At 71.9% G+C, this 24,000-nt stretch carries 19 protein-coding genes; 7 read left to right on the forward strand and 12 right to left on the reverse strand.

Features of this window, described 5'->3' with window-relative positions; all coding sequences use genetic code 11:
- Positions 1–44: 44 nt before the first annotated feature.
- On the reverse strand, positions 45–1,292 hold the full coding sequence (locus ACGFZW_RS21905) for a CHAD domain-containing protein (RefSeq protein ID WP_393894836.1): 1,248 nt from the start codon (positions 1,290–1,292) through the stop codon (positions 45–47).
- Positions 1,255–3,549 carry an RNA degradosome polyphosphate kinase gene (locus ACGFZW_RS21910; protein ID WP_393894837.1) on the reverse strand — a complete coding sequence of 765 codons (2,295 nt, stop codon included), beginning with the start codon at positions 3,547–3,549 and terminating at the stop codon, positions 1,255–1,257. Before ACGFZW_RS21910 ends, ACGFZW_RS21905 begins: the two co-directional genes overlap by 38 nt.
- A 420-nt stretch (positions 3,550–3,969) precedes the next feature.
- Here ACGFZW_RS21910 and ACGFZW_RS21915 point away from each other — a divergent pair, with 420 nt between their 5' ends.
- Positions 3,970–4,590 (forward strand): GNAT family N-acetyltransferase, encoded by a 621-nt coding sequence (locus ACGFZW_RS21915; protein ID WP_393894838.1) that lies wholly within the window; start codon positions 3,970–3,972, stop codon positions 4,588–4,590.
- Between the two features lie 59 nt (positions 4,591–4,649).
- Here the strand turns inward: ACGFZW_RS21915 and mshD are convergent, their stop codons facing one another.
- On the reverse strand, positions 4,650–5,588 hold the full coding sequence (gene mshD, locus ACGFZW_RS21920; RefSeq protein WP_393894839.1) for a mycothiol synthase: 939 nt from the start codon (positions 5,586–5,588) through the stop codon (positions 4,650–4,652).
- 199 nt (positions 5,589–5,787) lie between these two features.
- Here mshD and ACGFZW_RS21925 point away from each other — a divergent pair, with 199 nt between their 5' ends.
- Both ACGFZW_RS21925 and ACGFZW_RS21930 read left to right on the forward strand, forming a co-directional pair.
- On the forward strand, positions 5,788–7,596 hold the full coding sequence (locus ACGFZW_RS21925; RefSeq protein ID WP_393894840.1) for a bifunctional metallophosphatase/5'-nucleotidase: 1,809 nt from the start codon (positions 5,788–5,790) through the stop codon (positions 7,594–7,596).
- 199 nt (positions 7,597–7,795) lie between these two features.
- Complete coding sequence (locus tag ACGFZW_RS21930) at positions 7,796–8,254, forward strand: DUF3574 domain-containing protein (RefSeq protein ID WP_393894841.1); 459 nt, start codon at positions 7,796–7,798, stop codon at positions 8,252–8,254.
- Positions 8,255–8,321: 67 nt separating this feature from the next.
- On the opposite strand, the gene ACGFZW_RS21935 is transcribed toward ACGFZW_RS21930, so the two are convergent.
- Positions 8,322–9,248 carry an aminoglycoside phosphotransferase family protein gene (locus tag ACGFZW_RS21935; RefSeq protein ID WP_393894842.1) on the reverse strand — a complete coding sequence of 309 codons (927 nt, stop codon included), beginning with the start codon at positions 9,246–9,248 and terminating at the stop codon, positions 8,322–8,324.
- A gap of 420 nt (positions 9,249–9,668) precedes the next feature.
- Between ACGFZW_RS21935 and ACGFZW_RS21940 the strand changes: the two genes are divergently transcribed.
- On the forward strand, positions 9,669–10,988 hold the full coding sequence (locus ACGFZW_RS21940; RefSeq protein WP_393894843.1) for a DUF2993 domain-containing protein: 1,320 nt from the start codon (positions 9,669–9,671) through the stop codon (positions 10,986–10,988).
- A gap of 212 nt (positions 10,989–11,200) precedes the next feature.
- On the forward strand, positions 11,201–12,634 hold the full coding sequence (locus ACGFZW_RS21945) for an FG-GAP repeat protein (protein ID WP_393894844.1): 1,434 nt from the start codon (positions 11,201–11,203) through the stop codon (positions 12,632–12,634).
- A 114-nt stretch (positions 12,635–12,748) separates the two neighbouring features.
- On the opposite strand, the gene ACGFZW_RS21950 is transcribed toward ACGFZW_RS21945, so the two are convergent.
- The 6 genes from ACGFZW_RS21950 to ACGFZW_RS21975 form a co-directional block, all read right to left on the reverse strand.
- A complete protein-coding gene (locus ACGFZW_RS21950) occupies positions 12,749–14,149 on the reverse strand; it encodes an ATP-binding protein (RefSeq protein WP_393894915.1) in 1,401 nt (466 codons plus the stop codon).
- A gap of 47 nt (positions 14,150–14,196) precedes the next feature.
- Positions 14,197–14,934 carry a response regulator transcription factor gene (locus ACGFZW_RS21955; protein ID WP_393894845.1) on the reverse strand — a complete coding sequence of 246 codons (738 nt, stop codon included), beginning with the start codon at positions 14,932–14,934 and terminating at the stop codon, positions 14,197–14,199.
- A 111-nt stretch (positions 14,935–15,045) separates the two neighbouring features.
- Entirely contained in the window at positions 15,046–15,348 is a 303-nt protein-coding gene (locus tag ACGFZW_RS21960) for a hypothetical protein (protein ID WP_393894846.1), read from the reverse strand.
- A 39-nt stretch (positions 15,349–15,387) separates the two neighbouring features.
- Entirely contained in the window at positions 15,388–16,611 is a 1,224-nt protein-coding gene (locus ACGFZW_RS21965; RefSeq protein ID WP_393894847.1) for a S1C family serine protease, read from the reverse strand.
- Between the two features lie 152 nt (positions 16,612–16,763).
- A complete protein-coding gene (locus tag ACGFZW_RS21970) occupies positions 16,764–17,789 on the reverse strand; it encodes a LacI family DNA-binding transcriptional regulator (RefSeq protein ID WP_393894848.1) in 1,026 nt (341 codons plus the stop codon).
- A 24-nt stretch (positions 17,790–17,813) separates the two neighbouring features.
- Positions 17,814–18,653, reverse strand: coding sequence for a response regulator transcription factor (locus ACGFZW_RS21975; protein WP_393894849.1), 840 nt, complete (start codon positions 18,651–18,653; stop codon positions 17,814–17,816).
- Between the two features lie 246 nt (positions 18,654–18,899).
- Between ACGFZW_RS21975 and ACGFZW_RS21980 the strand changes: the two genes are divergently transcribed.
- Positions 18,900–19,745, forward strand: coding sequence for an alpha/beta hydrolase (locus tag ACGFZW_RS21980; protein ID WP_393894850.1), 846 nt, complete (start codon positions 18,900–18,902; stop codon positions 19,743–19,745).
- Between the two features lie 60 nt (positions 19,746–19,805).
- Here ACGFZW_RS21980 and ACGFZW_RS21985 read toward each other — a convergent pair whose 3' ends face one another.
- The gene (locus ACGFZW_RS21985; protein ID WP_393894851.1) at positions 19,806–21,809 is read right to left on the reverse strand and encodes an ABC transporter ATP-binding protein; all 2,004 of its coding nucleotides are present in this window, start codon (positions 21,807–21,809) and stop codon (positions 19,806–19,808) included.
- Positions 21,806–23,539, reverse strand: a complete 1,734-nt coding sequence (locus ACGFZW_RS21990; protein ID WP_393894852.1) for an ABC transporter ATP-binding protein — start codon at positions 23,537–23,539, stop codon at positions 21,806–21,808. The genes ACGFZW_RS21985 and ACGFZW_RS21990 overlap by 4 nt, the downstream gene beginning before the upstream one ends.
- 212 nt (positions 23,540–23,751) lie before the next feature.
- Between ACGFZW_RS21990 and ACGFZW_RS21995 the strand changes: the two genes are divergently transcribed.
- Positions 23,752–23,997, forward strand: a complete 246-nt coding sequence (locus tag ACGFZW_RS21995; protein WP_393894916.1) for a MoaD/ThiS family protein — start codon at positions 23,752–23,754, stop codon at positions 23,995–23,997.
- Positions 23,998–24,000 lie beyond the last annotated feature (3 nt).

Raw genomic sequence — 24,000 nt, forward strand, 5'->3', positions numbered from 1 at the left:
CGGCCGCGTGGCCTCAGCCTGCCAGGTCCGCCTTCACAGGGCCGCTAGCCCTGGCCACGCCCCCGTCCCATGTCGCCCGCCGGGCCCGGCAGCCATACCCGGCCGAAGGCGAAGCGGGCCGCCTCCACCTCGTGTCGCTGGTCGGCGTGCAGCACACCGAGCGCGTACGCCGTGGCGGGCGCGATCCGGGGAGTGCGGGCCGCCGCGGCGGCAGCTGCGGCGGCCTCAGCGGCGTCCCGGTGCCGTTCCAGCGCGCGGCTCGCCTCCACAAGCCGCGGATCGGCATGCTCCGGCCCGAGCACCTCCTGGGCGTAGCGGCTCAGCCGCACCAGCATCCGCGCCTGGTGCCAGGGCGCGTCCTGGCGGTGGTCGGCGGCCAGGGCGTCGGCGTTGTACGGGTGGCCGGCGCGGGACAGCGGCAGCGCCGCGACCGCCTCGGCCAGCCGCCGGTGGGCCTGCTCGGCGAGCGGCGGCAGCACCTCGGCGGCCTGGCCGTCCGCGGCCGTACGGGTCAGCGGCGCCTCCGAGGCGAGTACCGCGACGGAGTCGGCGAGGGCGTGGAAACGGGAGGAGCCGAGCGCCTGGAGGGCGGTGGAGTGCGCGCGGGTGCGGGCGAGGGTGAGCTGGCGGTCCAGGAGTGCTCCGGCGCGGGCCGCGCCGGCGGCCAGGGCGCCCTCCGGGTCCGGCTCCGCGGCCCTCGCGACGGCGGTGCGCTCGCCGCGGCCCGTCGCGGTCCCTCGGCCCGTCGCCGCCGGGCGGTCCGTCCGGTCGGCCCGCTCGGCTCGTCCGGTCAGCCGTGCCAGGGCCGTCATTAGCCGCTCGCGGCGGGCGGTGCAGGCTTCCTCACGCGCGAGGGTGCCGGACAACCAGCCGAGTTCGGAGCGGAGTTGATCGGCCCAGCTCTCCTCGGTCAGCGGGCGGAAGGTGTGCAGGGTGGCGCTGATACGGCGGGCGGCGCAGCGCAGCTGCCAGGTGGCCTCACCGGCGCCCTCCGCGTCCGATCCGCTCTCGCGGTGCAGCCGCAGGCTGCGCAGGAAGTCCCCCGACTGCCGGTGCAGGTATGCGGCGAGCACCTCCCCCGCGGTGCGGCCGCCGAGCGGTCCGTCCGCCGGGTCCTGCCTGTCGAGGAGGCCGTGCGGGTCGTACGGGCCGGCGTGTCCCGGCGGCCCGTCCACCACCGCGGCGCGGGCTCCCGGAGCCCCGGCGGGCTCGTATCCGATACCGGTGGGACCGGCCGGCCCCCCGGCCGGCTGGTCATGTCGCTGGGCCACGCCGGCGCCTCCGCGCGTCAATGAGCATTTCCTGTACGTTCCGCAGCGGCGCGCCCTCCGCGTCCACCGCGTGCCGGGTCCAATTGCCGTCCGGTCCCAGGTGCCAGGAGGACGTCGCGTCCGACATCCCGGTCTCCAGGAGCCTGGTGAGGGAGGTGCGGTGGGCCGGGTCGGCCACCCGCACCAGCGCCTCGATCCGCCGGTCCAGATTGCGGTGCATCATGTCGGCGCTGCCCAGCCAGACCTCGGTCTCGCCGGCGTTGCCGAAGGCGAAGACCCGGGAGTGCTCCAGGAAGCGGCCGAGGACGCTGCGGACCCTGATGTTCTCGCTCAGGCCGGTCACGCCCGGGCGCAGCGCGCAGATTCCGCGTACCCACACATCGACGGGCACGCCGGCCTGCGAGGCGCGGTAGAGCGCGTCGATGACGGCCTCGTCGACCATGGAGTTGACCTTGACGCGCACGAAGGCGGGCTGCCCCGCACGGTGGTGGGCGATCTCGTCGGTGATGCGCTGGATCAGGCCGTCCCGCAGGGACTTGGGGGCGACCAGCAGCCGCCGGTAGGTCTCCCGGCGGGAGTAGCCGCTGAGCCGGTTGAACAGGTCGGAGAGGTCGGCTCCGACCTGCGGGTCCGCGGTCAGCAACCCCAGGTCCTCGTACAGCCGGGCGGTCTTGGGGTGGTAGTTGCCGGTGCCGACGTGGGAGTAGCGGCGCAGCATCTCGCCTTCCTGGCGGACGACCAGCGAGAGCTTGCAGTGCGTCTTGAGCCCGACCAGCCCGTAGACGACGTGGCAGCCGGACTCCTCCAGCTTGCGGGCCCACTTGATGTTGGCCTGCTCGTCGAAGCGTGCCTTGAGTTCGACGAGGACCAGCACCTGCTTGCCGGACTCGGCGGCGTCTATCAGGGCGTCCACGATCGGCGAGTCGCCGGAGGTGCGGTACAGCGTCTGCTTGATCGCGAGCACGTCCGGGTCGGCGGCGGCCTGCTCCAGGAACGCCTGCACGGAGGTGGAGAACGAGTCGTAGGGGTGGTGCAGGAGGACGTCCCGGGCGCGCAGGGCGGCGAAGATGTCGGGCGCTGACGCCGATTCGACCTCCGCGAGGTCGCGGTGGGTCCCGGCGACGAACTTCGGGTACTTCAGCTCGGGCCGGTCCAGCGCTCCTATGCCGAACAGGCCGGTGAGGTCCAGCGGCCCGGGCAGCGGGTAGACCTCGGCGTCGGAGACCTTCAGCTCCTGGACGAGCAGATCCAGTACGGCCGGGTCGATGGACTCCTCGACCTCCAGGCGCACCGGCGGGCCGAACCGCCGCCGCATCAGCTCCTTCTCCAGCGCCTGGAGGAGGTTCTCCGCGTCGTCCTCCTCGACTTCGAGGTCCTCGTTGCGGGTGACCCGGAACATGTGGTGCGCACGCACTTCCATGCCGGGGAAGAGCTCTTCGAGGTGCGCGGCGATGACGTCCTCTATGGGGACGTAGCGCTGCGGGGACGCCTCCAGGAAGCGGGCGAGCAGCGGCGGCACCTTGACCCGCGCGAAGTGGTCGTGGCCGCTCACCGGGTTGCGGACGACGACGGCCAGGTTCAGGGACAGCCCGGAGATGTACGGGAACGGGTGCGCGGGGTCCACCGCGAGGGGCGTGAGGACGGGGAAGATCTGCTGGCGGAAGAGGGTGAACAGGCGAGCCTGCTCCTTCTCGGTCAGCTCCGGCCAGCGGATGAGGTGGATGCCCCGGTCGGCGAGTTCGGGGGCGATGTCCTGCTGGTAGCAGGCGGCGTGCCGGGCCATGAGTTCGCGCGAGCGCGTCCAGATCAGGTCCAGCACCTCGCGGGGCTGCAGACCGGATGCGGAGCGGGTGGCGACGCCGGTCGCTATCCGTCGCTTGAGACCGGCCACCCGGACCATGAAGAACTCGTCCAGATTGCTGGCGAAGATCGCCAGGAAGTTCGCCCGTTCGAGGAGAGGGGTGGCCGGGTCCTCGGCCAGCTCCAGCACCCGCTCGTTGAACGCGAGCCAGCTGCGCTCACGGTCCAGGAACCGGCCGCTGGGCAGCTCCTCGCCGTCCGCGCCGGGCACGCCCTCGTCCTCGTACGCGTCCATTTCCGCGTCGAGGTCCGGCTCCAGCTCGGGCAGCGCCGCGGCGACGGCGTGCGGCCGGTGCGCGGCGATGGAGCCGACCGACGGCTGGGCCGACGAGCCCGAGCCCTCCGGCGGGGCCTGCCGGGGCTTGCGGGAGGCCGTCTCGGGCTGGACCTGGGCCTGAGCGCTGGGCTGCTGGTTCATGACCCCATTCTTCCGCGCTCCGGCCCGTCCAGGCGCGTCGGACGGGGGCGGATCCACACGGCGCCCCGGGCTCGGGACATTCGGCACGGCGGGCTGCATTCGCTGATGCTCGCAAGCGACATTGAATCGCCGGTAACGCGGATATGGCGACCAGGCAAGCGGGGCGCTACTCCCCGGGGCTTCGCGGTGACATCACGAGCGGTTGACGGGCCCGGAGGGAAGCGGAGTGCGACGGTCCGGGCGGCCCGCTCCGGGTGTCTACCCCGCGCCGCGCGTCTCAGACCCGCCCACGGCCCCCGATGCCGTCACGGGCCGGCCGGAGCGCCCCCGGCGTGCGCCGCCGCGTTACCGGAAAGCGCCGGCACCTGATCACGTGAAAATCGGGCTGCACCCGGACCCCCGGCTGCCTACGCTGACCGCGTGCCCACACCCACCGCGCCTCCCACGCCGCCGCTGCCGTACCGCCCCGACTACCCGATACGCACCGAGCGGCTGGACCTGCGCCCCGTGCGGGCCGACGACTTCGAGGCGATCCACGCCTACCAGCGCCGCCCGGAGGTCTGCCGCTATCTCTACTGGGGCCCCTTCGACGAGGCCGCGTCGCGTGCCTCGGTCACCACCAAGGCGGCCCGCACGACCCTGCGCGAAAGCGGTGACGTCCTCCAACTCGCCGTCGTGGTGCGGGAGACAGGGCAGTTGGTGGGTGACGTCACCCTCGTCCTGACCAGCCGCGAGCACCGCCAGGGCGGCATCGGCTATGTCTTCAACCCCGACTTCGCCGGCCGCGGTTACGCCACCGAGGCCTCACGCGCCCTGCTGCGGATCGGCTTCGATGACCTTCTGCTGCACCGCATCCAGGCCGAGCTGGACGGCCGCAACGGCGCGTCCGCCCGGCTCCTGGAGCGCCTGGGGATGCGCCGCGAAGGCCATCTGCGCGAGAACGAGTTCCTCCACGGCGAATGGAGCGACGAGGTCGTCTACGCCCTCCTGGCGCGCGAGTGGCACGCGCAGGAGGCCGAACGGGCGGGCGGGGCCGGATAGCCGGACCGGAGGACGGGGTCGCGAAGGACCGTCCCGCCCTCCTCATCTCCGGCGTGCGCTCAGGTCTCCGAGCGGTACATCAGATCCGTCTCGTGCGTGAGAAAGCCGAGCCGTTCGTAGACGGTGAGGGCAGAGACGTTGTCCGCGTCGACGTACAGCATCGCCGTCGGCAGGCCCTGCCCGGCCAGGTGCCGCAGCCCGATCGCGGTCAGCGCCTTGCCCAGGCCACCGCCCTGCGCGCCCGGCAGGACGCCGACCACATAGACCTCGCCGATGCCCTCCTCGGCGTGCACCTTGGTCCAGTGGAAGCCGACCAGCCGGCCGTCCTTCTCCGCGAGGAAGAAGCCCTTCGGGTCGAACCACGCCTCGCCCTTGCGGTCGTCCAGGTCGCGCTGGGTCAGCGCGCCCTGCTCGGGGTGGTGGGCGAACGCCTCGGCGTTGGCCTCCAGCCAGGCCGCGTCGTCGGTGCCCGGCTGGAAGGTCCGCACCGAGACCCCCTCGGGGAGCACCGGCTCCGGCAGCTCCAGGTCCGCCAGCGAGCGCCGCATCTGCCGCAGCTCGCGGAACTTCGTCAGGCCCAGGGTCTGGGCGAGGTGCCGGGCGGCCGGATGCCCGCCGTGCGCCCAGACCCGCAGCCGGCGCCCGGACTGGCCGAGCAGCTCGCTGCCCAGCGCCCGGCCATGGCCGCGACCGCGGTGCCCGGGGTGCACGACCAGCTCGGCGGCCGGCGCCTCCACCGGGTCGGTGTCCTCCAGCTGTCCGTACGCGACGAGCTCGGGCGCGTCCTCCCCCGGCACGTACACCAGCACATGCCGGACGCCCTCCCGCGGCCCGCCGCGCAACTGCAACCGGCCCTGCTCGGACACGGCGGGCTGCCCGTCCCTGTGCGCGGCCTGCTCGATCAGTTCGAGGACGGCCGCGGCCTCTTCCGGCGCCAGCTCGTCGGCCACCTGAATCCTGCGGCCCATCCGGCCCGTCTCGTGTGCAGCGTCAGTCATGCGTGAAGCGTACGACCAGCTCGCCCCGCGGGCGGCGAACGGGCCCGGGGCGCCGGGGAAGGCCGCAGGACGCGGCGCCGACCTCGCGGCAACCAGCTCGTAACCCTTTTCCCCCTGTTGCGCTACGCGCGTTGACAATATGCTGCCGACCGCTCGGGCAGCCACCACGGCCGCCCGTCCGGTCCACGAAGGGGATCTCATGCCAGCGACACCTCAACGGCGGCGCACCGTCCGCAGATTGACGGCCGCGACCGCCGTACTGGCCGCCGCCGTCGGGGTCACCGCGACGGCCCTGCCGGCCGGCGCCGACGACGGCAGGCCGCGCCACGGCCGCACGGTCGACGTCCAGCTCCTCTCCTTCAACGACTTCCACGGCAACCTCGAACCCCCGCAGGGCTCCTCCGGCACCGTCGAGGAGCTCCAGCCGGACGGCAGCAAGAAGACCGTCCAGGCCGGCGGGGTGGAATACCTCGCGCAGTCCCTGCGGACGGCCCGCAAGGGCCACCCCTACTCCGTCACGGCAGCGGCCGGCGACATGGTCGGGGCCAGCCCGCTGCTCTCCGGGCTGTTCCACGACGAGCCGACCATCGAGGCCATGAACAAGCTGGACCTCGACGTCACCTCCGTCGGCAACCACGAATTCGACGAGGGCCGCACGGAGCTGACGCGCCTTCAGCGGGGCGGCTGCCACCCGAAGGAAGGCTGCTTCGAGGACGGGAAGAAGTTCCGGGGAGCCGACTTCCCCTACCTGACGGCCAATGTCACCGACGACAAGACCGGAAAGCCGCTGCTCGCGCCGTACACCGTCTGGAAGCACAAGGGCGTCAAGATCGGCTTCATCGGTGTGACGCTGGAGGGCACCCCGGACATCGTCAACGCGGGCGGTATCAAGGGCCTGAAGTTCCATGACGAGATCGAGACGATCAACAAGTACGCCAAGGTCCTCAACCGCAAGGGCGTGAAGTCGATCGTCGCGCTCATCCACGAGGGCGGCCTGCCCGCCTCCACCTCGTACAACTACCGCTGCGACAGCCCCGGCCCGGGCGACGGCATCTCCGGGCCGATCACCGAGATCGCCGAGAAGGTGACCCCGAAGGTCGACGCGCTGGTCACCGGCCACACCCACCAGGCGTACGCCTGCACCGTCCCGGACCCGTCGGGCGCGCCGCGCACCGTCACCTCCGCCGCGTCCTACGGCAAGCTCTACACGGACACCACGCTGACGTACGACCGCCGCACCAAGGACATCGTGCGGACCGGCGTCAAGGCGCCCGGCGCGGCCAACCACGTCGTCGACCGCACCCAGCCCAAGGCCGCGGACATGACCTCCCTGATCGCGCGCTGGAACAAGCTCGCCGCACCGGTGGCGGGCCGCCCCGTGGGCCATGTCTCCGCCGACATCGCGGGCCGCGGCTCCGGGGCCCCCGAGTCGCCCCTCGGTGACCTCATCTCCGACGCCCAGCTGGAGGCCACCACGGCAGCCGACAAGGGAGGCGCCCAGCTCGCCCTGATGAACCCGGGCGGCATCCGCTCCGACCTGGCCTTCAAGGCGTCCGGGGCGGAAGGCGACGGCGTGGTCACCTACGGCGAGGCGTTCACCGTCCAGCCCTTCACCAACATGATGAACGTCGTCGACCTCACCGGCGCGCAACTGCTCAGCGGCCTCCAGCAGCAGGTCAGCGGCCCGAACGAGGCGTCCCCGAAGGTCCTCCAGGTCTCCGAGGGCCTGACGTACACCCTGGACATGACCAAGTCCGGCGCCGACCGCGTCGTCAAGGACTCGGTGAAGCTGGACGGCAAGGCCATCGACCCCGGCAAGACCTACCGGGTCGCCATGAACGAGTTCCTGGCCGGCGGCGGCGACGGCTTCACCGCCTTCAAGGACGGCGGGAACAAGTACGTCGGCGCCTCCGACCTCGACGCCTTCACCGCCTACCTGGCGGCCCACTCCTCGGCGGACAAGCCCCTCGCCCCGCCGAAGGCCGATCGCATCACGGTGGTGAAGTAGCACTCCGGGGCCGATGGTTCGGCACCCGAGCCGGTTCTGCCCGGCGCGGCAAACACGACGGACGGTGGGGGCTCCCCCACCGGCCGTCGTCGCGCGTCACCCGGACAGCGGCGCCCGCCCGGCGGACCACATCGCGAGCCGCATCCCCTCGCCGCCCTCTCGTCGTTACCCAGCCGAAGTCACCACGAGAGGAAAGCCCTTGCCCCCGAAGCCTCCGGCACTGCTGCGTCTCGCCGTCCTGGCGGTGTCCACCGCCCTGCTCGGCGCCGCGGCCCCCGCCGCCCCCGCGCACTCCCCCGCCTCCCGGCCGCCGCAGCTCGCGCACGGCAGCCCGTATGTCGAGACCAGCCTGTTCTTCGGCACCGCCCGCCCGGACGGCGGCCCGGCGGTCACCGACCGGCAGTTCCGCGCCTTCGTCGACCAGGTCGTCACCCCGAGATTCCCCGGCGGACTGACCGTCCAGGAGGGGTACGGCCAGTACCGCGACGCGCACGGCATCATCGAGCGGGAGCGGTCCTACGAGCTGACTCTCTTCTATCCCGCGTCCCGGGCCCGCCCGAACGACCCGAAGATCGAGCTGATCCGGGCGGCGTACACCGAGCGATTCGCCCAGGAGTCGGTGGCCCGGGTGGACGACCGCGCCCGCGTCGACTTCTGAGCCGACGGCGGCCTCCGGGCACGCGCCGGTTGCCGAGCCCGGCGGGCCGCCACGGCACGGCAGGACCTCAGCCCGTCCCGAACCACGCCTGCGCCAGGGATTCCAGCGTGGGCTCCGGCGGGGCGGGCAGCTCCCGGAGATACCGGGGGAGATCGCTGGAGACGTGCAGCAGGGCACAGGCGAGGAGTTCGCGGGGGTCGAAGGTCTCGCCGTAGGCGCGCAGGACCCTGGCCAGCAGCCGCGGATCGGCGCGGGAGAGAAAGAGGCCGACGGCCACGAAGTCGTAGCCGCGGTGGCCGATCATGGCGGGCTCGAAGTCGAGGAGTCCGGTCAGCCGCCAGTCGTCGGACTCGTCGACGGTCAGATGCTGCCGCATGAACTCGGTGTGCAGCAGGGTTCCCGCGGGCTCCGGGGGCAGCGCGACGGAGTTGAGGAAGCCCGGGATCTGTTCGAGCCAGGGTTCGGCGAGGCCGTGGGCGGCCTGCCGGGCGACGGCCGAGGAGCGCTGCGCGTCGAGGAATGCGGCCCAGTCGCCGGGGCCCAGGATGTCGGCGAGCGGGGCCGGGTCCAGTGAGTGCAGCGCGGCGAGGGTCTCCCCGGCCTCGGTGGCGATGCGGTCCTGTTCGGTGGCGGGGATCCGGGGCCAGGTCACGGCCAGGTCGGTGCCGCGCAGCCGGGACATCAGCACATAGCGCCAGCCGTTGTCGTACTCCCCCGCGTCGTGGACGTACGGGGTGGGGACCGGCAGGCGGCCCTGGACGTGGGCGAGGACATGTGCCTCGGCGAGGCCGTCGTCCGCGGCGGCGGCCGGGAAGAGCTTGAGGACGTAGCGGTTCCCCACGGCGTAGACGGGCTGGGAACCGGTGGGGTAGCGGACCAGTGGGGCGCCGGTCAGGCCGAGGCGCCCGCAGAGCGCCTCGGCGCCCGGCCGCATCACCTGTTCGTCGGGGACGATCGCGTCCCACTCTTCGTCCGTGTCCACGCGAGGCAGCATGCGCGGACCGTAGGACGGGCGACTCGGAAAGATCAACGGGTTTTCCGGCGGCGCCCCGGCAGAAGAAAGAACGGGAGGGCTGTGGGAGATCTCGCCGGTATTGCCGATCGCTCCGGTTATCGCGATCATGGGAGCGCTCGGCACGGCCCAACGGCGCAATTCCGGTGTGCGACAGTCCGGGCACATTCCGTGACAGGGGCCGTTTCACCGGCTTTTGTTCATCCCGCCGGATTGTTGGCGTCACCACGTTGTTCATTGCGCCGAGCAGGGTGACGGCAGTTCAGGCGGCCCCACCACCCGGCGCTTTTTCGCCACACGGATCGGGCAACTTTCCCCAAGTCGGCCGGACAACCTTCGCGTACCTCACTTACTTCCGGTAAGACTTGCGTTCAAGGGCCCAGCGCGTGGTGGGATGAGCGGATGCGAACCCCCACACGCATACCCTCATCGTCGTCCTCACCGACCGCCGGGCTGCATTCCCAATCGCCCGCGTCGGCCCCGCAGGACGACCCGCGCGGCGACACCAGAGAGATCGAAACCGTCAATCCTTATGCGGACCTGGCCGCCCTCGCCGACCCCGAGCCGACGCGCGGCTACCTCAACGAGCGCGACGACAGTGACGACCCGCTCGGCCTGGGTCTCCGCTCGGACGAGGAGAGCGAGGACTGGACACCGCCCAACCACCGGCGCAGGAAGCGCGGCGTCAGCCGCTTCGCCGCCGTCCCGTTCGCCGCGAAGCTGCTTGTCGCCGTCCTGGCGTGCACGGCCTTTTTGACGGTTTCGGACCGTTTCGCCTTGCTGTACGCGCAGAACAAGGCCGAGGAAAAGCTGAAGGATTCGCTGCACCTCACGGCCACCCCGGAAGTCGATATCAAGGGTTTCCCCTTCCTCACCCAGGTCTTCGGAAAGCGTCTCGACCAGGTCGACGTCGCCATTCCGGACCTCGCGGCCGACCGGGTCTCCCTGGCGAAATTCGAGGCGAGCGCCAACGACGTCCGCATCAACGGCGATCTGCCCAGCTCGATCAAGGGCGCCACGATCGGCAGAATGCACGGCAGCGTACTGCTCGCCTTCGACGACATGAATCGTGAACTGGGCGCCTCCCAGGTCAAATTCAGCGAGATGGGCCCGAACGCGGTGCGCGCGGTCGGCCGGCTGCCGATCGCCGGGCACGAATTGCGGGTACGGGCCGAGGCCCGCATCCAGCGCGCGGGCGACCGCGGCATCTCCACCGACATCAGCCGGATGCGCCTGGACCTCGGTGACGTCGCCGTCTACCGCCCCGGCACCGGCAAGGAAGAGGGCCTGCGGCTGACCCGCAAGGCCGCCGCCGAGGTCAGCCGCCAGGCGGCCAAGGTGAAGGCGATGCTCTCCGTCCCCGCGATCGCGGACCGGATCGGCATCCCCCGGCCGTACATCCAGCAGGCGCTGCAGAGCGAGGAGAAGCTGCACCAGCTGACCGGGTCGCCACGCTTCATCGGCAAGCTGATGCAGGTCAACCTCGTCGACGTGGTGGCCGACCACCCGTGGCTGCTGGAGAAGGTCGGCATCGACCCGAAGGTCCTCGGCGGCCTCACCGCCCTGACCAAGCCGCAGCTCGCGGACCAGCTGTCGCTCTCCTTCCAGCTGCCCAAGACGCCTGGCGACGTACGGCTGCGCAACATCAGCGTCGAGCGCGAAGGCATCCGCGCCGACCTGTCGGGCACGGACCTGCCCTTCGGGGACGCCGCGAAGAAGTAGCGGGGCGACGCATCGGGCGACGGGCACGGGGTTGCGGCACCGGGTGAACGAGCGGGGTGCGGTGGGGGCTTGGACAGGTAACGGGGTGGTGAACGACAGAACCGCGCGCACGGAGGCCACGTCCTAACCGGCGTGCGGGTGCTTGACCGAGGGTGCGCGACGGCGCGCACGCGGCGTACGCGCACACGCCACCATCGGCCCCAGGAGGACCTGTGCGTCACCGCTCCCGTTCCACCACCGCGCGCCGCATCGCGGTGGCTGCTCTGCTGGCCACCCCGCTCGCGGTCAGCGGCCCCGTCGCCACCGCGGCTGAGGGCGAACCGGCCGGCCCCACCGCAGCGACCGCCGACTTCAACAACGACGGCTACGCCGACATCGTTGCCACCGCTCCGCACGGCACCGTCGCCGGCAAGCCCGGTGCCGGCTACATCACCGTCGTCCACGGCTCTGCGAAGGGCGCCGACACCGCCAAGCGCCAGGTGATCAGCCAGGCCACCGCGGGCGTCCCCGGAGAACCCACCGAGGACGGGCTCTTCGGGTACCGCACCGTCGCGCGCGACCTGGACGGCGACGGCTGCGACGACCTCGTCATGGACACCGGCTACGCCTCCGAGATGACCGTGCTCTGGGGATCGACCGACGGCAAGGGCGGCGCGTCGACGCTGCCCGGCATCGGCCGCAACGTCACCGCCGGCGACTTCAACGGCGACGGCCACACCGATCTGGTCTCCGACGCCAAGGACGGCGAGGAGCCGCAACTACACGTCGCCTACGGCCCGTTCACCCGCGACGGCCGGCCGGCCTCGACCGGGACCATCAACACCGGACGCACCTTCGGCTCCGTGGACCTGGTGGCCGGTGACCTGGACGGCGACGGCAAGGACGACCTGGTCAGCTTCCACGCCTTCGAGGAGATGTCCGAGCGCAGCCAGCTGTGGCGGGGCACCGGAGAGGGCCTGAGCAGCACGGCCACCGCCCTGCCCGACGCCGCTGCCGGCGCCGTCGGCGACGTCGACAACGACGGCTACGGCGACCTGATCTTCCGCCCCGTACCCAACGGCGTCGTCGAGGACCAGCCGTACGACAAGGGCACCGTCAAGGTCCTTTACGGCGCGGCGGGCGGCCCCGGCGCGCGCACCACGACGCTCACCCAGGACAGCGCCGGTGTCCCGGGGGTCGGTGAGGAGGGCGACCAGTTCGGCTACAGCCTCAGCGCCGGTGACGTCAACGGCGACGGCTACGCGGATGTCGCGGTCGGCATCCCCTTCGAGGACCTCACCAACTCCGCCGGCCGGGCGCTGAAGGACGCGGGCAGCACCGTGCTCCTCAAGGGCGGCAAGGGCGGCCTGTCCGGCACGGGAGCCCAGGCGTTCACCCAGGACACCCCGGGTGTGCCGGGCGTCGCCGAGGCCGGTGACCGGCACGGCGAGGCGCTCGCCCTCCTGGACACCAACGGCGACGGCAAGGCCGACCTGACCACCGGCGCCCCCGGCGAGGACGGCACCACCCTCAAGGACACCGGCGCCGCCTGGTCCCTGCTGGGCTCCCCCACCGGCCTGACCACCACCGGCGCGGTCTCCTACGGCCCCGGCACCCTGGGCGGCCCGGAGTCGGGCGCGGCACTGGGGTCGGGCTTCCCCCGGTAACGACCACCGAAGCCGCGCACCTGACCGGCCCCAGGCGCGCGGCCCGAGCCCCGGGACGCGCGGCCCGTGTCGGACGAAACAAGCTGTGGCGGCAGTGGTGTGCGGCGTGTCCCGCTACTCTTCGGCGGGTCCCTCCCCCGTCGGCAGTTCCGGTGGTGGTGTCGCGGCGCCCGGCAGGGTCAGTACCGCTTCGGTGCCGCCGCCCTCGGCGGGGCGCAGGCGGACGCCGCCGCCCGCCTGTTCCGCTGTGCGGGCCACGATCGACAGGCCCAGACCGCTGCCGGGCATGCTGCGGGCGGAGGGTGAGCGCCAGAAGCGCTCGAAGACGTGTGGCAGTTCGTCCTTGGGGATGCCGGGGCCGTGGTCGCGGACGGTGAGTTCGCCGGAGGCCAGCCGGACCAGGACGGTTTCACCGGCGGGGCTGAACTTCACGGCGTTGTCGAGCAGGTTGACCACCGCGCGTTCCAGGGCGGCGGGCTCGGCCCGTACGAACCAGGGGTCCAGGTCCGCCATGACGGTGAGCGTGGGGCCGCGCAGCCGGGCACGCTCCAGGGCCGCGCCGACGATCTCGTGCAGCGCGACGACCCGGACGGCACCCGCACTGCCGGGGCCCGCCTCCGGAGTCCGGGAGAGCTCCTGGAGGTCGCCGATCAGCGACGCCAGCTCGCCCATCTGCGCCTTCACCGAGGACAGCAGCGCCTCCTTGTCCGCGGCCGGGATCTGCCGGCCGGAGCGCTCGCTGCGGACCAGCAGGTCGATGTTGGTGCGCAGCGACGTCAGTGGGGTCCGCAGTTCGTGTCCGGCGTCGGCGATCAGCTGCTGCTGGAGGTCGCGGGAGGCGGCCAGCGCGGCCGTCATGGAGTTGAAGGAGCGGGAGAGGCGGGCGATCTCGTCGTCACCTTCCGCGGGGATGCGGATGGCCAAGTCCTCGGTCCTGGCGACGTGTTCCACGGCTTCGGTGAGCCGGTCGACGGGTTTCAGGCCGGCGCGGGCGACCCACAGGCCCGCCGTCGCCGCGCCCAGCACACCGACGCCGGTCACGATCAGCAGCACCAGTGCGAGCTGGTTGAGCGGATCGGTCACCTGGTCCATGGGTGCGGCGACGGACACCGCGAGGCGGTTGCCGCGGGCGTCGGTGACCGGGCCGCGGTGGGGCACGGTGGAGACCCGCATCTCCTCGCCGTTCCTGGCCTTGGTGGTGTGCACCGAGCTGGGCAGATGCCGCTCGGCGACCGCCACGTCCGACCGCTGTGCGGGAATCGGCGACTTCTCGGGCGAGGTGCAGACCTCGCCCTCGACCGACACCAGCTGGACGGTGTACGGAGTGGGCTGGAAGCGCATGCCGTCGGGCGCGGTGCCGGAGCACGCGGCGGTCAGCGCCTGCACATAGCCGGAGTTCACGTCCACGGTCCGCAGCGTGGTGTCGAGCTGCTCGGTGAGCCGGTCGCGGGTGATCAGCCAGCAGGCGGCGGCCGAGGCGGCGACGGCGATGGCCACCGCGACGGCGGTGAGCATCGCCAGGCGCGAGCGCAGCGGCAGTCTGCGGTAGCGGTCCAGGCCGGTCACTCGGCGCCGCCGTCCACACGCAGGACGTAGCCGACACCGCGCACGGTGTGCACCAGCCGGGCCTCGCCGCCCGCCTCGGTCTTGCGGCGCAGATACATCACGTACACATCCAGGGAGTTGGAGGTGGGCTCGAAGTCGAAGCCCCACACGGCCTTGAGGATCTGCTCACGGGTGAGGACCTGGCGCGGATGGGCGAGGAACATCTCCAGCAGCGTGAACTCGGTACGGGTCAGTTCCACCGGCCGCGTGCCCCGGGTCACCTCGCGGGTGGCCAGGTCCATCCGCAGATCGGCGAAGGCCAGCACCTCGCCCTCCTCGGGGCGCGCGCCGGCCGCCGCCGCGTAGGAGCTGCGCCGCAGCAACGCCCGGATTCTGGCGAGCAGTTCATCCAGTTCGAAAGGTTTGACGAGGTAGTCGTCGGCGCCGGCGTCCAGGCCGGTGACGCGGTCCCCGACGGTGTCCCGCGCGGTCAGCATCAGGATCGGCACGGTCACACCGCTCGCCCGCAGCCTGCGGGCAGCCGTCAGCCCGTCCATCCGCGGCATGAGGACGTCCAGCACGATCAGCTCGGGGTCGAAGGCGGCGACCTTCTCGACCGCGTCCAGGCCGTCGACGGCCTGCTCCGTCCCGTAGCCCTCGAAGGCGAGCGAACGCTGCAGTGCCTCGCGGACCGCGGGCTCGTCGTCGACGATGAGGATGCGGGCGGGCTGGTCACCGTGCTCGGCGGAACTCATGTGCGTGACTACCTCGGGAGTGGGATGACGGACGGCTGACGACTGTCGGAGTCGCCCTTCAGCCTTGCACGGTGCCGGGTGGGGCGCGTCGGTCGACGCGGGGACCGGCGGTCACCACCTGGCCGCTGCCCGGCGCCGGTTTGCCGCAGCCCGTCCGCGGGTGCGCGGTTCGGCGGCGACCTCGTCGGGGCGGCCGTCCGCCGCGGGCACCGCCGCCACCCGGGCGGCGTCCGCGACGGCCGAGGCGAGCACCGAGGCGAGTGCGAGGTCCAGGTCCGCCGGACCGGTGCGGCCGGAGCGGTGCCGTACGGAGTGCAGCTGCGCGCTGCGGCGTTCGCCGCCCGCGCCCCAGGCGATGGCCGAGGCCAGCGCCCGTCGGGCACGGTGGACCGGAACCGTGATCTTGTGGGCCATGTCGGCCTCCTAGGACGTACTCGGTGAAGGGGAGCGCGGTCAGACGCCGCTGCTGCCGCTGCCGCCGCCGCGCAGGGCGTCGAGGTCGGCCTTGACGGTGTTGATCGGGATGGCGAAGCCGAGACCGACACTGCCCGCCGTGCTGCTCGTCGCCGAACTCGGCGAATACATGGCCGAGTTGATGCCGACGATCTGGCCCTGCATGTTTATGAGCGCGCCACCGGAGTTGCCCGGGTTGAGCGAGGCATCGGTCTGGATCGCCTTGTACGAGGTCTTCGACGAGCCGGTGTCGCCGTTGTACTGGTTCCCGCCGAACTCGAACGGCCAGCCGCCTCCGCCGCCCTGGCCACCCTGGCCCTGGCCCTGGTCCTCGTCCTTCGCGACCGTGACGTCCCGGTTGAGCGCGGAGACGATGCCGCTGGTCACCGAGCCGGTGAGCCCCTCGGGCGAGCCGATGGCGACGACCGGGTCGCCGACCGCGATCTTGCCGGAGTCGCCGAGCGTGGCCTTGGTCAGGCCCTTGGCGCCCCGCACCTTGATCAGCGCCAGGTCCTTGTCCGGGTCGGTCCCCACGACGTCGGCGGTCTTTTTACTGCCGTCGCTGAAGGTGACGGACACCGTGTCCGCCCCGGACACCACATGGTTGTTGGTGATGATCTCGCCGTCACCGGTGATCACCACACCCGAGCCGGTCGACTGGCCGCCGGAAGTCCGCGCGTTGATCTCCACGATGGCGGGGCTGACCGCCTTGGCGACCGCGGAGACGCCGCTGCCGCTGCTCTGCCCGGCGTTGACGACCGGGGTACCCGCGCTGCTCCCCGTGCTCCCGCCGGCGCCCGCGAGCAGCGCCGCGCTGCCACCGCCGATGAGTCCGGAGGCGAGCGCCACCGCCGCGATCAGGGCGATCGGGCGGCGGGCCTTGCGGTGCTCCCGCGGCCCGGGGACGTGCGGGCCGCCCGCACCGAACCCGGCGTACGCGCCATCGCCCCCCTGGCCCCCGCCGGCCGCGGACGGGGCCGGCGCCCCGTGGACGGCGTACCCGCCCGGCGCCCCCGCGCCGTCCGCCGCACCCGTACCGCTGCCCTCGCCCGGCCACACCGTGACCCCGTCACCCGCGGCGACGGGACGGGCCGGCGCGAACGGAGGCGGCGGGGGGAACGCCCGCTCGCGCTCGCGCCGCGCGTCCTGTGGGGCGCCGTAGCCGTGGTCGTAGGGCCGGCCCTGGGGGATGTCGTCGCCGCTTCGGCGGTAGCTCTCGGTCATGACTATGACTGTGCGACCGGTGCATGAGAACGGTCTGAGAGTGCCCTGAGAGACCCGACAGAAGTGGGTATGCCCGGTATAAAGACGCCGGGAGCGCCGGTGCCGCGGACGCCTTCCCGCCGGGCGGGCGGCTCGGCCGTGCGTCGGCCGCGTCAGTCCCGGCAGCCGCAGGACCGCCGGACCACCAGCCGCGACGGGAACTGCCGCAGCCGCTCGCGGCGCGATCCCACCACCCGCAGTCCGTCGTCCAGCACCAGGTCGACCGCGGCCCGCGCCATCGCCTCGCGGTCCGAGGCGACCGTCGTCAGCGGCGGGTCGGTCAGCCCCGCTTCCTTCACATCGTCGAACCCGGCGACCGCCAGCCCGTCCGGCACATCGATCCGCAGCTCGCGGGCGGCCCGCAGCACACCGATCGCCTGGTCGTCCGTCGCGCACATGATGGCCGGCGGCCGGTCCGGGCCCGCGAGCAGCTTCAGCGCGACCTGGTAGGCGTCGTAGCGGTTGTACGGTGCCTGGAAGTAGCGGCCCTCGACGGACTTGCCCGACTCCTGCATGGCGCGGCGCCAGCCCTCGACGTGGTCGGTGACCGGGTCGCCGGACTTCGGGGTCTCTTCCGTTCCGCCCAGGAAGGCGACGTACGGGTGGCCGTGCTCCAGCAGATGCCGGGTCGCCAGCTGGGCGCCCCACACGTCGTCGGTCATGACCGCGACATCGTCTATGGCGTCCGGCCTGCGGTGCAGCAGCACCACCCGGGCATCCCAGGCATCGATCTCGGCGGCGGCGTGCTCGCTGGGGCCCTGGCTGATCAGGATCAGCCCGGACACCCGCATCCCGAGGAACGCGCGCAGGTAGTGCACCTCGCGCTCGTCGAGGTAGTTGGCGTTGCCGACCAGCACCATCTTTCCGCGCTCGGCGGCGGCCTGCTCGACGGCGTGCGCCATCTCCGCGAAGAACGGCTGCCGGGTGTCCGGCACGATGAGCCCTATGAGATCGGTACGGCGGGACGCCATCGCCTGCGCGACGCGGTCCGGCCGGTAGCCGAGCTCCTTGATGGCGGCGAGCACCCGCTCGCGCGTGGCCGGGGCGACCGGCCTTGGTCCGTTGTTGATGACGTAGCTGACAACGGCGGTGGACGTACCCGCCAGTCTTGCCACATCATCCCGCGTCACCTTGGCCACGCGCGGCAGTCTACGCGGGTGGTCCTACCGCTGGGCAGGCCGTCCGCCGGCCGATTCGGCACCCGATGCCACGGCTTTCGCCGCGCCGTTCCCGGCCCGGGCATCGCCCTCGACGGCTTTGGCCGCATTGGCGGCTTTGGCGGCCTGCGCCGCCTTGTCCTTGGCCTGGGCCTCCGCGGCCGCCCGCTCCACCTTCTCCGGGGTCACGAAGCGGTAGCCGACGTTACGGACCGTGCCGATCAGCGACTCGTGCTCGGGGCCGAGCTTGGCGCGCAGCCGCCGGACGTGCACATCGACCGTGCGCGTGCCGCCGAAGTAGTCGTAGCCCCAGACCTCCTGCAGGAGCTGGGCCCGGGTGAAGACGCGGCCGGGGTGCTGGGCCAGATACTTCAGCAGCTCGAACTCCTTGAAGGTCAGGTCCAGGACCCGGCCCTTGAGCTTCGCGCTGTAGGTCGCCTCGTCCACCGACAGGTCACCGTTGCGGATCTCCATCGGGCTGTCGTCGGTGGTGATCTGCTGGCGGCCCATGGCCAGCCGCAGCCGCGCCTCGACCTCGGCGGGCCCCGCCGTGTCCAGCAGGACGTCGTCGACGCCCCAGTCCGCGGTGACCGCGGCGAGTCCGCCCTCCGTCACCACCAGGACCAGGGGACAGCCCGGACCGGTGGACCGCAGCAGCTGGCACAGCGAGCGCACCTGCGGCAGATCACGACGGCCGTCGATCAGTATGACGTCGGCCCCGGGGGTGTCGATCAGGGCCGGCCCCTCGGCGGGAGCCACCCGCACACTGTGCAGAAGCAGGCCCAGCGCCGGGAGCACCTCCGTCGAAGGCTGGAGTGCGTTGGTCAGCAGCAGGAGCGAACTCACTTCCGACCACCCACCCGGTTCTCGGCGTGCTTCATCCTGTGCTGCTCGCGGTCCTGCTCGCTTCGCTCGCCCATGACGTCTGGTTCCTCCTCGGTCCCTGCGACGGGGGCACCACCCGGACTGGCCGGGGGAGTCTGCGGCACTGCTTCGTACGGTTCTCCCAGCCGCGGCTCACCCTGGCTGAAAGCACAAAAGGACCCGGGGGCAACGCTGCCCGGATCCTTCATGCCCGACAGAATAGCTCACATGGGTTCCGGAGCCGAGGCCGATTTTGCACGTTCCTGTGTTTCGTCGATCACTTCGAGTGGTCATCGGGCGTCATTGTTGACGGAGGACGACGTTCGCATCGAGGCCGCTCACACCCCCCGTACGGCCTCCGCCGGGCCGCCTTCGGACGATCTTGTGGTGGTCCTCGCGCACGGTTTCAGCGGCGCCCTGGAACGCCCCGCGCTGCGCCGGGCGGCTGCCGCATTCACCCAGCGTGCCGGCGTGGTCACGTTCTCCTTCCGTGGGCACGGCCGCTCCGGCGGGCACTCCACGGTCGGCGACCGGGAGGTCCATGATCTGGCCGCCGCGGTCCGCTGGGCGCGGTCCCTGGGGTACCGCCGGGTCGCCACCGTCGGGTTCTCGATGGGCGGCTCGGTCGTGCTGCGGCATGCGGCGATTTACGGCCAGGGGGAGCGTGGGGGGCGCACAGGTGCGCACACCGACGTCGTGGTCGCGGTGAGCTCCCCCGCCCGCTGGTACTACCGCGGCACCACATCGATGCGCCGCCTCCACTGGGTCGTCACCCGGCCCACCGGCCGCCTGGTCTCCCGCCTCGGCCTGCGCACCCGCATCCATCCCGAGGACTGGGACCCGGTCCCGCTGTCGCCCACCGAGGCCGTTCCGCTGATCGCGCCGACCCCACTGCTGCTCGTCCACGGCGACCGCGACCCGTACTTCCCCGTGGACCACCCCCACATGCTGATGGCCGCCGCCGACCCCGCGAGCACCGAGCTGTGGCTGGAGCGCGGCTTCGGGCACGCGGAGAACGCGGCGGAGCCGGAGCTGCTGGAGCGGATCGGGGAGTGGATCACCGCGCACGGCTGACCCACCGGGTCGCGACGGCCGGCCCCGGACCACAGGCCCGGGGCCGCCGGCTCGCTCAGCTCACTCGGTCTCCGCCATCGCCTCCGCGAACTGCGCGGCGTACAGGCGGGCGTAGGCGCCGCCGGCCGCAAGCAGCCCGTCATGGGTGCCCTGCTCGACGATCGCGCCGGACTCCATCACCAGGATGACGTCGGCGTCGCGGATGGTGGAGAGGCGGTGCGCGATGACGAAACTGGTGCGGCCGGTGCGCAGTTGTGCCATGGCGTGCTGGATCAGCACCTCGGTGCGGGTGTCGACCGAGCTGGTGGCCTCGTCGAGAACGAGGATGGCGGGCTCGGCGAGGAACGCCCGGGCGATGGTGATCAGCTGCTTCTCGCCGACCGAGACATTGCCGCCCTCCTCGTCGATGACGCTGTCGTAGCCGTCGGGCAGGGTGCGCACGAAACGGTCGACATGGGTGGCCCTGGCCGCCTCGACGATCTTGTCGCGCGAGATGCCCGCTGGCGCGCCGTAGGCGATGTTCTCGGCGATGGTGCCGCCGAAGAGCCAGGTGTCCTGGAGGACCATGCCGATATGGGAGCGCAGCTCCTCGCGTGACATCTCGGCGATGTCGACGCCGTCGAGGGTGATCCGCCCGCCGCGCACCTCGTAGAACCGCATCAGGAGGTTGACGAGGGTGGTCTTGCCGGCGCCGGTGGGACCGACGATGGCGACCGTCTGGCCGGGATGGACGGCCAGCGACAGGTCCTCGATGAGCGGCTTGTCCTCGTCGTACCTGAAGGAGACGTTCTGGAACTCGACGCGGCCGGTGACGTGTTCGGGGCGGGCCGGCCGCTGGGCGTCGGGGTCCTGCTCGGCCGCGTCGAGGAGTTCGAAGACCCGCTCGGCGGAGGCGACGCCGGACTGCACGAGGTTGGCCATCGAGGCGACCTGGGTGAGCGGCTGGCTGAACTGCCGGGAGTACTGGATGAACGCCTGGACGTCACCGATGGACAGGCTGCCCGACGCGACGCGGAGGCCGCCGACGACCGCGACCAGGACGTAGTTGAGGTTGCCGATGAACATCATCGCGGGCTGGATGATCCCGGAGATGAACTGCGCCTTGAAGCCGGCGGCGTACAGGGCGTCGTTCTGCTCGCGGAACAGCTCCGCGGACTCCCGCTGGCGGCCGAAGACCTTCACCAGGGCGTGGCCGGTGTACATCTCCTCGATGTGCGCGTTGAGCTTGCCGGTGGTCTTCCACTGCTGGACGAACTGCGGCTGGGCGCGCTTGCCGACCTTGGTGGCGACGACCACGGAGACCGGGACGGTGATCAGGGCGACCAACGCGAGCAGCGGCGAGATCCAGAACATCATGACCAGCACACCGACGATGGTCAGCAGCGAGGCCACGATCTGGCTCAGGGTCTGCTGGAGCGTCTGCTGGATGTTGTCGATGTCGTTGGTCGCCCGGGAGAGCACCTCGCCGCGCTGCTGCTTGTCGAAGTAGCTCAGCGGCAGCCGGGCCAGCTTCTCCTCGACCTGCTCGCGCATCCGGAAGACCGCGCGCTGGACGACGCGGGTGGCGATCCGCGCCTGGACGAATCCGAAGAGCGAGGCGCCCGCGTAGATCAGGGCGACCCACAGCAGGACCACGCCGACGGCGCCGAAGTCGATGCCGTGGCCGGGCACGACCGGCATCGTGCCGAGCATGTCGGCGAGCCCGTCCTCGCCGCGCGCTCGCAGCCGGTCGGCGGCCTGGGCCTTCGTGATGCCGTCGGGCAGCCCCCGGCCGACGATGCCCGCCATGATCAGGTCGGTGGCATGGCCGAGGACCTTGGGCCCCACCACGCTGAGCGCCACGCTCAGCACGCCCAGCACCAGCGCGAGCGAGATCACGCCGCGCTCGGGCCGCATCTGGCGCAGCAGCCGCTTGCCCGAGCCCTTGAAGTCCATCGACTTCTCGATGGGCTGCCCGCCCATCATCCGGCCGGGCCCGGCCGCCGGAGCCGGTCCGCGCCGGGGCGCCTCCGGTGCCGGTGGGGCCTCGGACGGCCCGGCCGCTTCCTTGTCCGCGGTGGTCACGCCGCCTCCTGCTCGGTGAGCTGGGAGAGCACGATCTCCCGATAGGTCTCGTTGTCCGCCATCAGCTCGGCGTGTGTGCCGGAGCCGACGACCCGGCCCTCGTCCAGGACGACGATCCGGTCGGCGCCGCGGATCGTCGAGACGCGCTGCGCGACGATCACCACCGTCGCCCGGCCGGTCTCACGGGAGAGCGCGGCCCGCAGTGCGGCGTCCGTCGCGTAGTCCAGCGCGGAGAAGGAGTCGTCGAAGAGGTAGATCTCCGGCCGGCGCACCAGCGCCCGGGCGATCGCCAGCCGCTGTCGCTGACCGCCGGAGACGTTGCCGCCGCCCTGCGCGATCGGCGCGGCGAGGCCGCCCTCCATCCGCTCGACGAAGTCGCGCGCCTGCGCGGTCTCCAGCGCGTGCCACAGCTCCTCGTCGGTGGCGTCCGGCTTGCCGTAGCGCAGATTCGTCGCGACGGTCCCGGAGAAGAGGTATGGCTTCTGCGGGACCAGGCCGATGGCGTCGGCGAGGGTCTCCTGGTCGAGGGTGCGGACGTCCTCGCCGTCCACCAGGACCGTGCCGCCGGTCGCGTCGAACAGCCGCGGGACGAGGCCGAGGAGGGTCGACTTGCCGCTGCCCGTCGAGCCGATGACGGCGGTGGTCTCGCCGGGCCTGGCGACCAGCGAGATGTCCTTGAGGACCGGCTCCTCGGCGCCCGGGAAGCGGAACTCGACGCCGCGCAGCTCCAGTTCGCCGTGCCGGCGCAGTTCGGTGACGGGGTGCTCCGCCGGGGTGACGCTGGTGTCGGTCGCCAGCACCTCCTGGATGCGCTCGGCGCAGACCTCGGCGCGCGGCAGCATCATCACCATGAACGTCGCCATCATGATCGACATGAGGATGTACATCAGATAGCTGAGGAAGGCGGTGAGCGCGCCGATCTGCATGTCGCCGCTGTCGATGCGGAGTCCGCCGAACCAGACCACGGCCACGCTGGAGAGGTTCACGATCAGCATGACCAGCGGGAACATCATCGACATCAGCCGGCCCGCGCGAAGCGAGACGTCGTAGAGGTCGGTGTTGGCCGCGCCGAACCGCTCGCGTTCGTGCCGGTCGCGGACGAAGGCGCGGATGACGCGAATGCCCGTGATCTGCTCCCGCAGCACCCGGTTGACGGTGTCGATGCGCTCCTGCACCCCGCGGAAGAGCGGGCGCATCCGGCGCACGATCAGTGAGACGAGGATCCCGAGGACCGGGACGATGACGAGGAGCAGGCCCGACAGCGGCACGTCCTGGTTGAGCGCCATGGCCACACCGCCGACGCACATGATCGGTGCGGAGACCATCATCGTGAAGGTCATCAGCACCAGCATCTGCACCTGCTGGACGTCATTGGTGGTGCGGGTGATCAGCGACGGTGCGCCGAAGGTGCCCATCTCCCGTGCGGAGAACGACTGCACCCGGTCGAAGACGGCGGCGCGGATGTCACGGCCGAGGGCCATGGCGGTCCGGGCGCCGAAGTAGACGGCGCCGATCGCGCAGACGATCTGCAGCAGCGTGACGGCGGTCATCAGGCCGCCGAGACGGAGGATGTAGCCCGTGTCCCCCTTGACGACACCGTTGTCGATGATGTCGGCGTTGAGGGTGGGCAGGTAGAGGGTGGCCAGCGTCTGGATGAGCTGGAGCACCACGATCAGGGATATGGAGCGCCTATGCGGCCGCAGATGGGCCTTCGCGAGTCGGACCAACACGGAGTGAGCCTATGCGAACGCTTGCCTTCGGCAATCGAATTATCCGCTTTCCCCGGCGCCCCGCCCGCGACCTTTGCCGGAACTTGCCCGGAACCGGGCCGGTCGCGCCGTACGCCATCATGGAGGCGGCAACGACGGGGGCGGTCCACACCGACGGCCCGCCCTCCTACGACCGACACGATGAAGAGGTCGCCGTGACAACAACTGGCACCGTGCGCTATTGGGCCGCGGCCAAAGCCGCCGCCGGCACGGCAGAGGAGCCGTACGCGGCGGCGACGCTCGCCGAGGCGCTCGACGCGGCGCGCGCCGCGCATGCGGCGAACCCGGAGTTCGCGCGTGTCCTGATGCGCTGCTCCTTCCTGGTGGACGGCGACCCGGTCGGCACTCGCGACCACGCGGCGGTGTCGCTGGCCCAGGGCGCCACCGTCGAGGTCCTGCCGCCGTTCGCGGGAGGGTGAGCC

Origin of the sequence: Streptomyces sp. NPDC048248 (genome assembly GCF_043201875.1) — a bacterium.
Classification (GTDB): domain Bacteria; phylum Actinomycetota; class Actinomycetes; order Streptomycetales; family Streptomycetaceae; genus Streptomyces.

Coding starts and splice junctions, on each gene's coding strand:
- ACGFZW_RS21910 (WP_393894837.1), bottom strand. CDS start 3,549: ATGAACCAGCAGCCCAGCGCTCAGGCCCAGGTCCAGCCCGAGACGGCC.
- mshD (WP_393894839.1), bottom strand. CDS start 5,588: ATGACTGACGCTGCACACGAGACGGGCCGGATGGGCCGCAGGATTCAG.
- ACGFZW_RS21925 (WP_393894840.1), top strand. CDS start 5,788: ATGCCAGCGACACCTCAACGGCGGCGCACCGTCCGCAGATTGACGGCC.
- ACGFZW_RS21935 (WP_393894842.1), bottom strand. CDS start 9,248: ATGCTGCCTCGCGTGGACACGGACGAAGAGTGGGACGCGATCGTCCCC.
- ACGFZW_RS21940 (WP_393894843.1), top strand. CDS start 9,669: ATGCGAACCCCCACACGCATACCCTCATCGTCGTCCTCACCGACCGCC.
- ACGFZW_RS21950 (WP_393894915.1), bottom strand. CDS start 14,149: ATGCTCACCGCCGTCGCGGTGGCCATCGCCGTCGCCGCCTCGGCCGCC.
- ACGFZW_RS21955 (WP_393894845.1), bottom strand. CDS start 14,934: ATGAGTTCCGCCGAGCACGGTGACCAGCCCGCCCGCATCCTCATCGTC.
- ACGFZW_RS21960 (WP_393894846.1), bottom strand. CDS start 15,348: ATGGCCCACAAGATCACGGTTCCGGTCCACCGTGCCCGACGGGCGCTG.
- ACGFZW_RS21965 (WP_393894847.1), bottom strand. CDS start 16,611: ATGACCGAGAGCTACCGCCGAAGCGGCGACGACATCCCCCAGGGCCGG.
- ACGFZW_RS21980 (WP_393894850.1), top strand. CDS start 18,900: ATGGGTTCCGGAGCCGAGGCCGATTTTGCACGTTCCTGTGTTTCGTCG.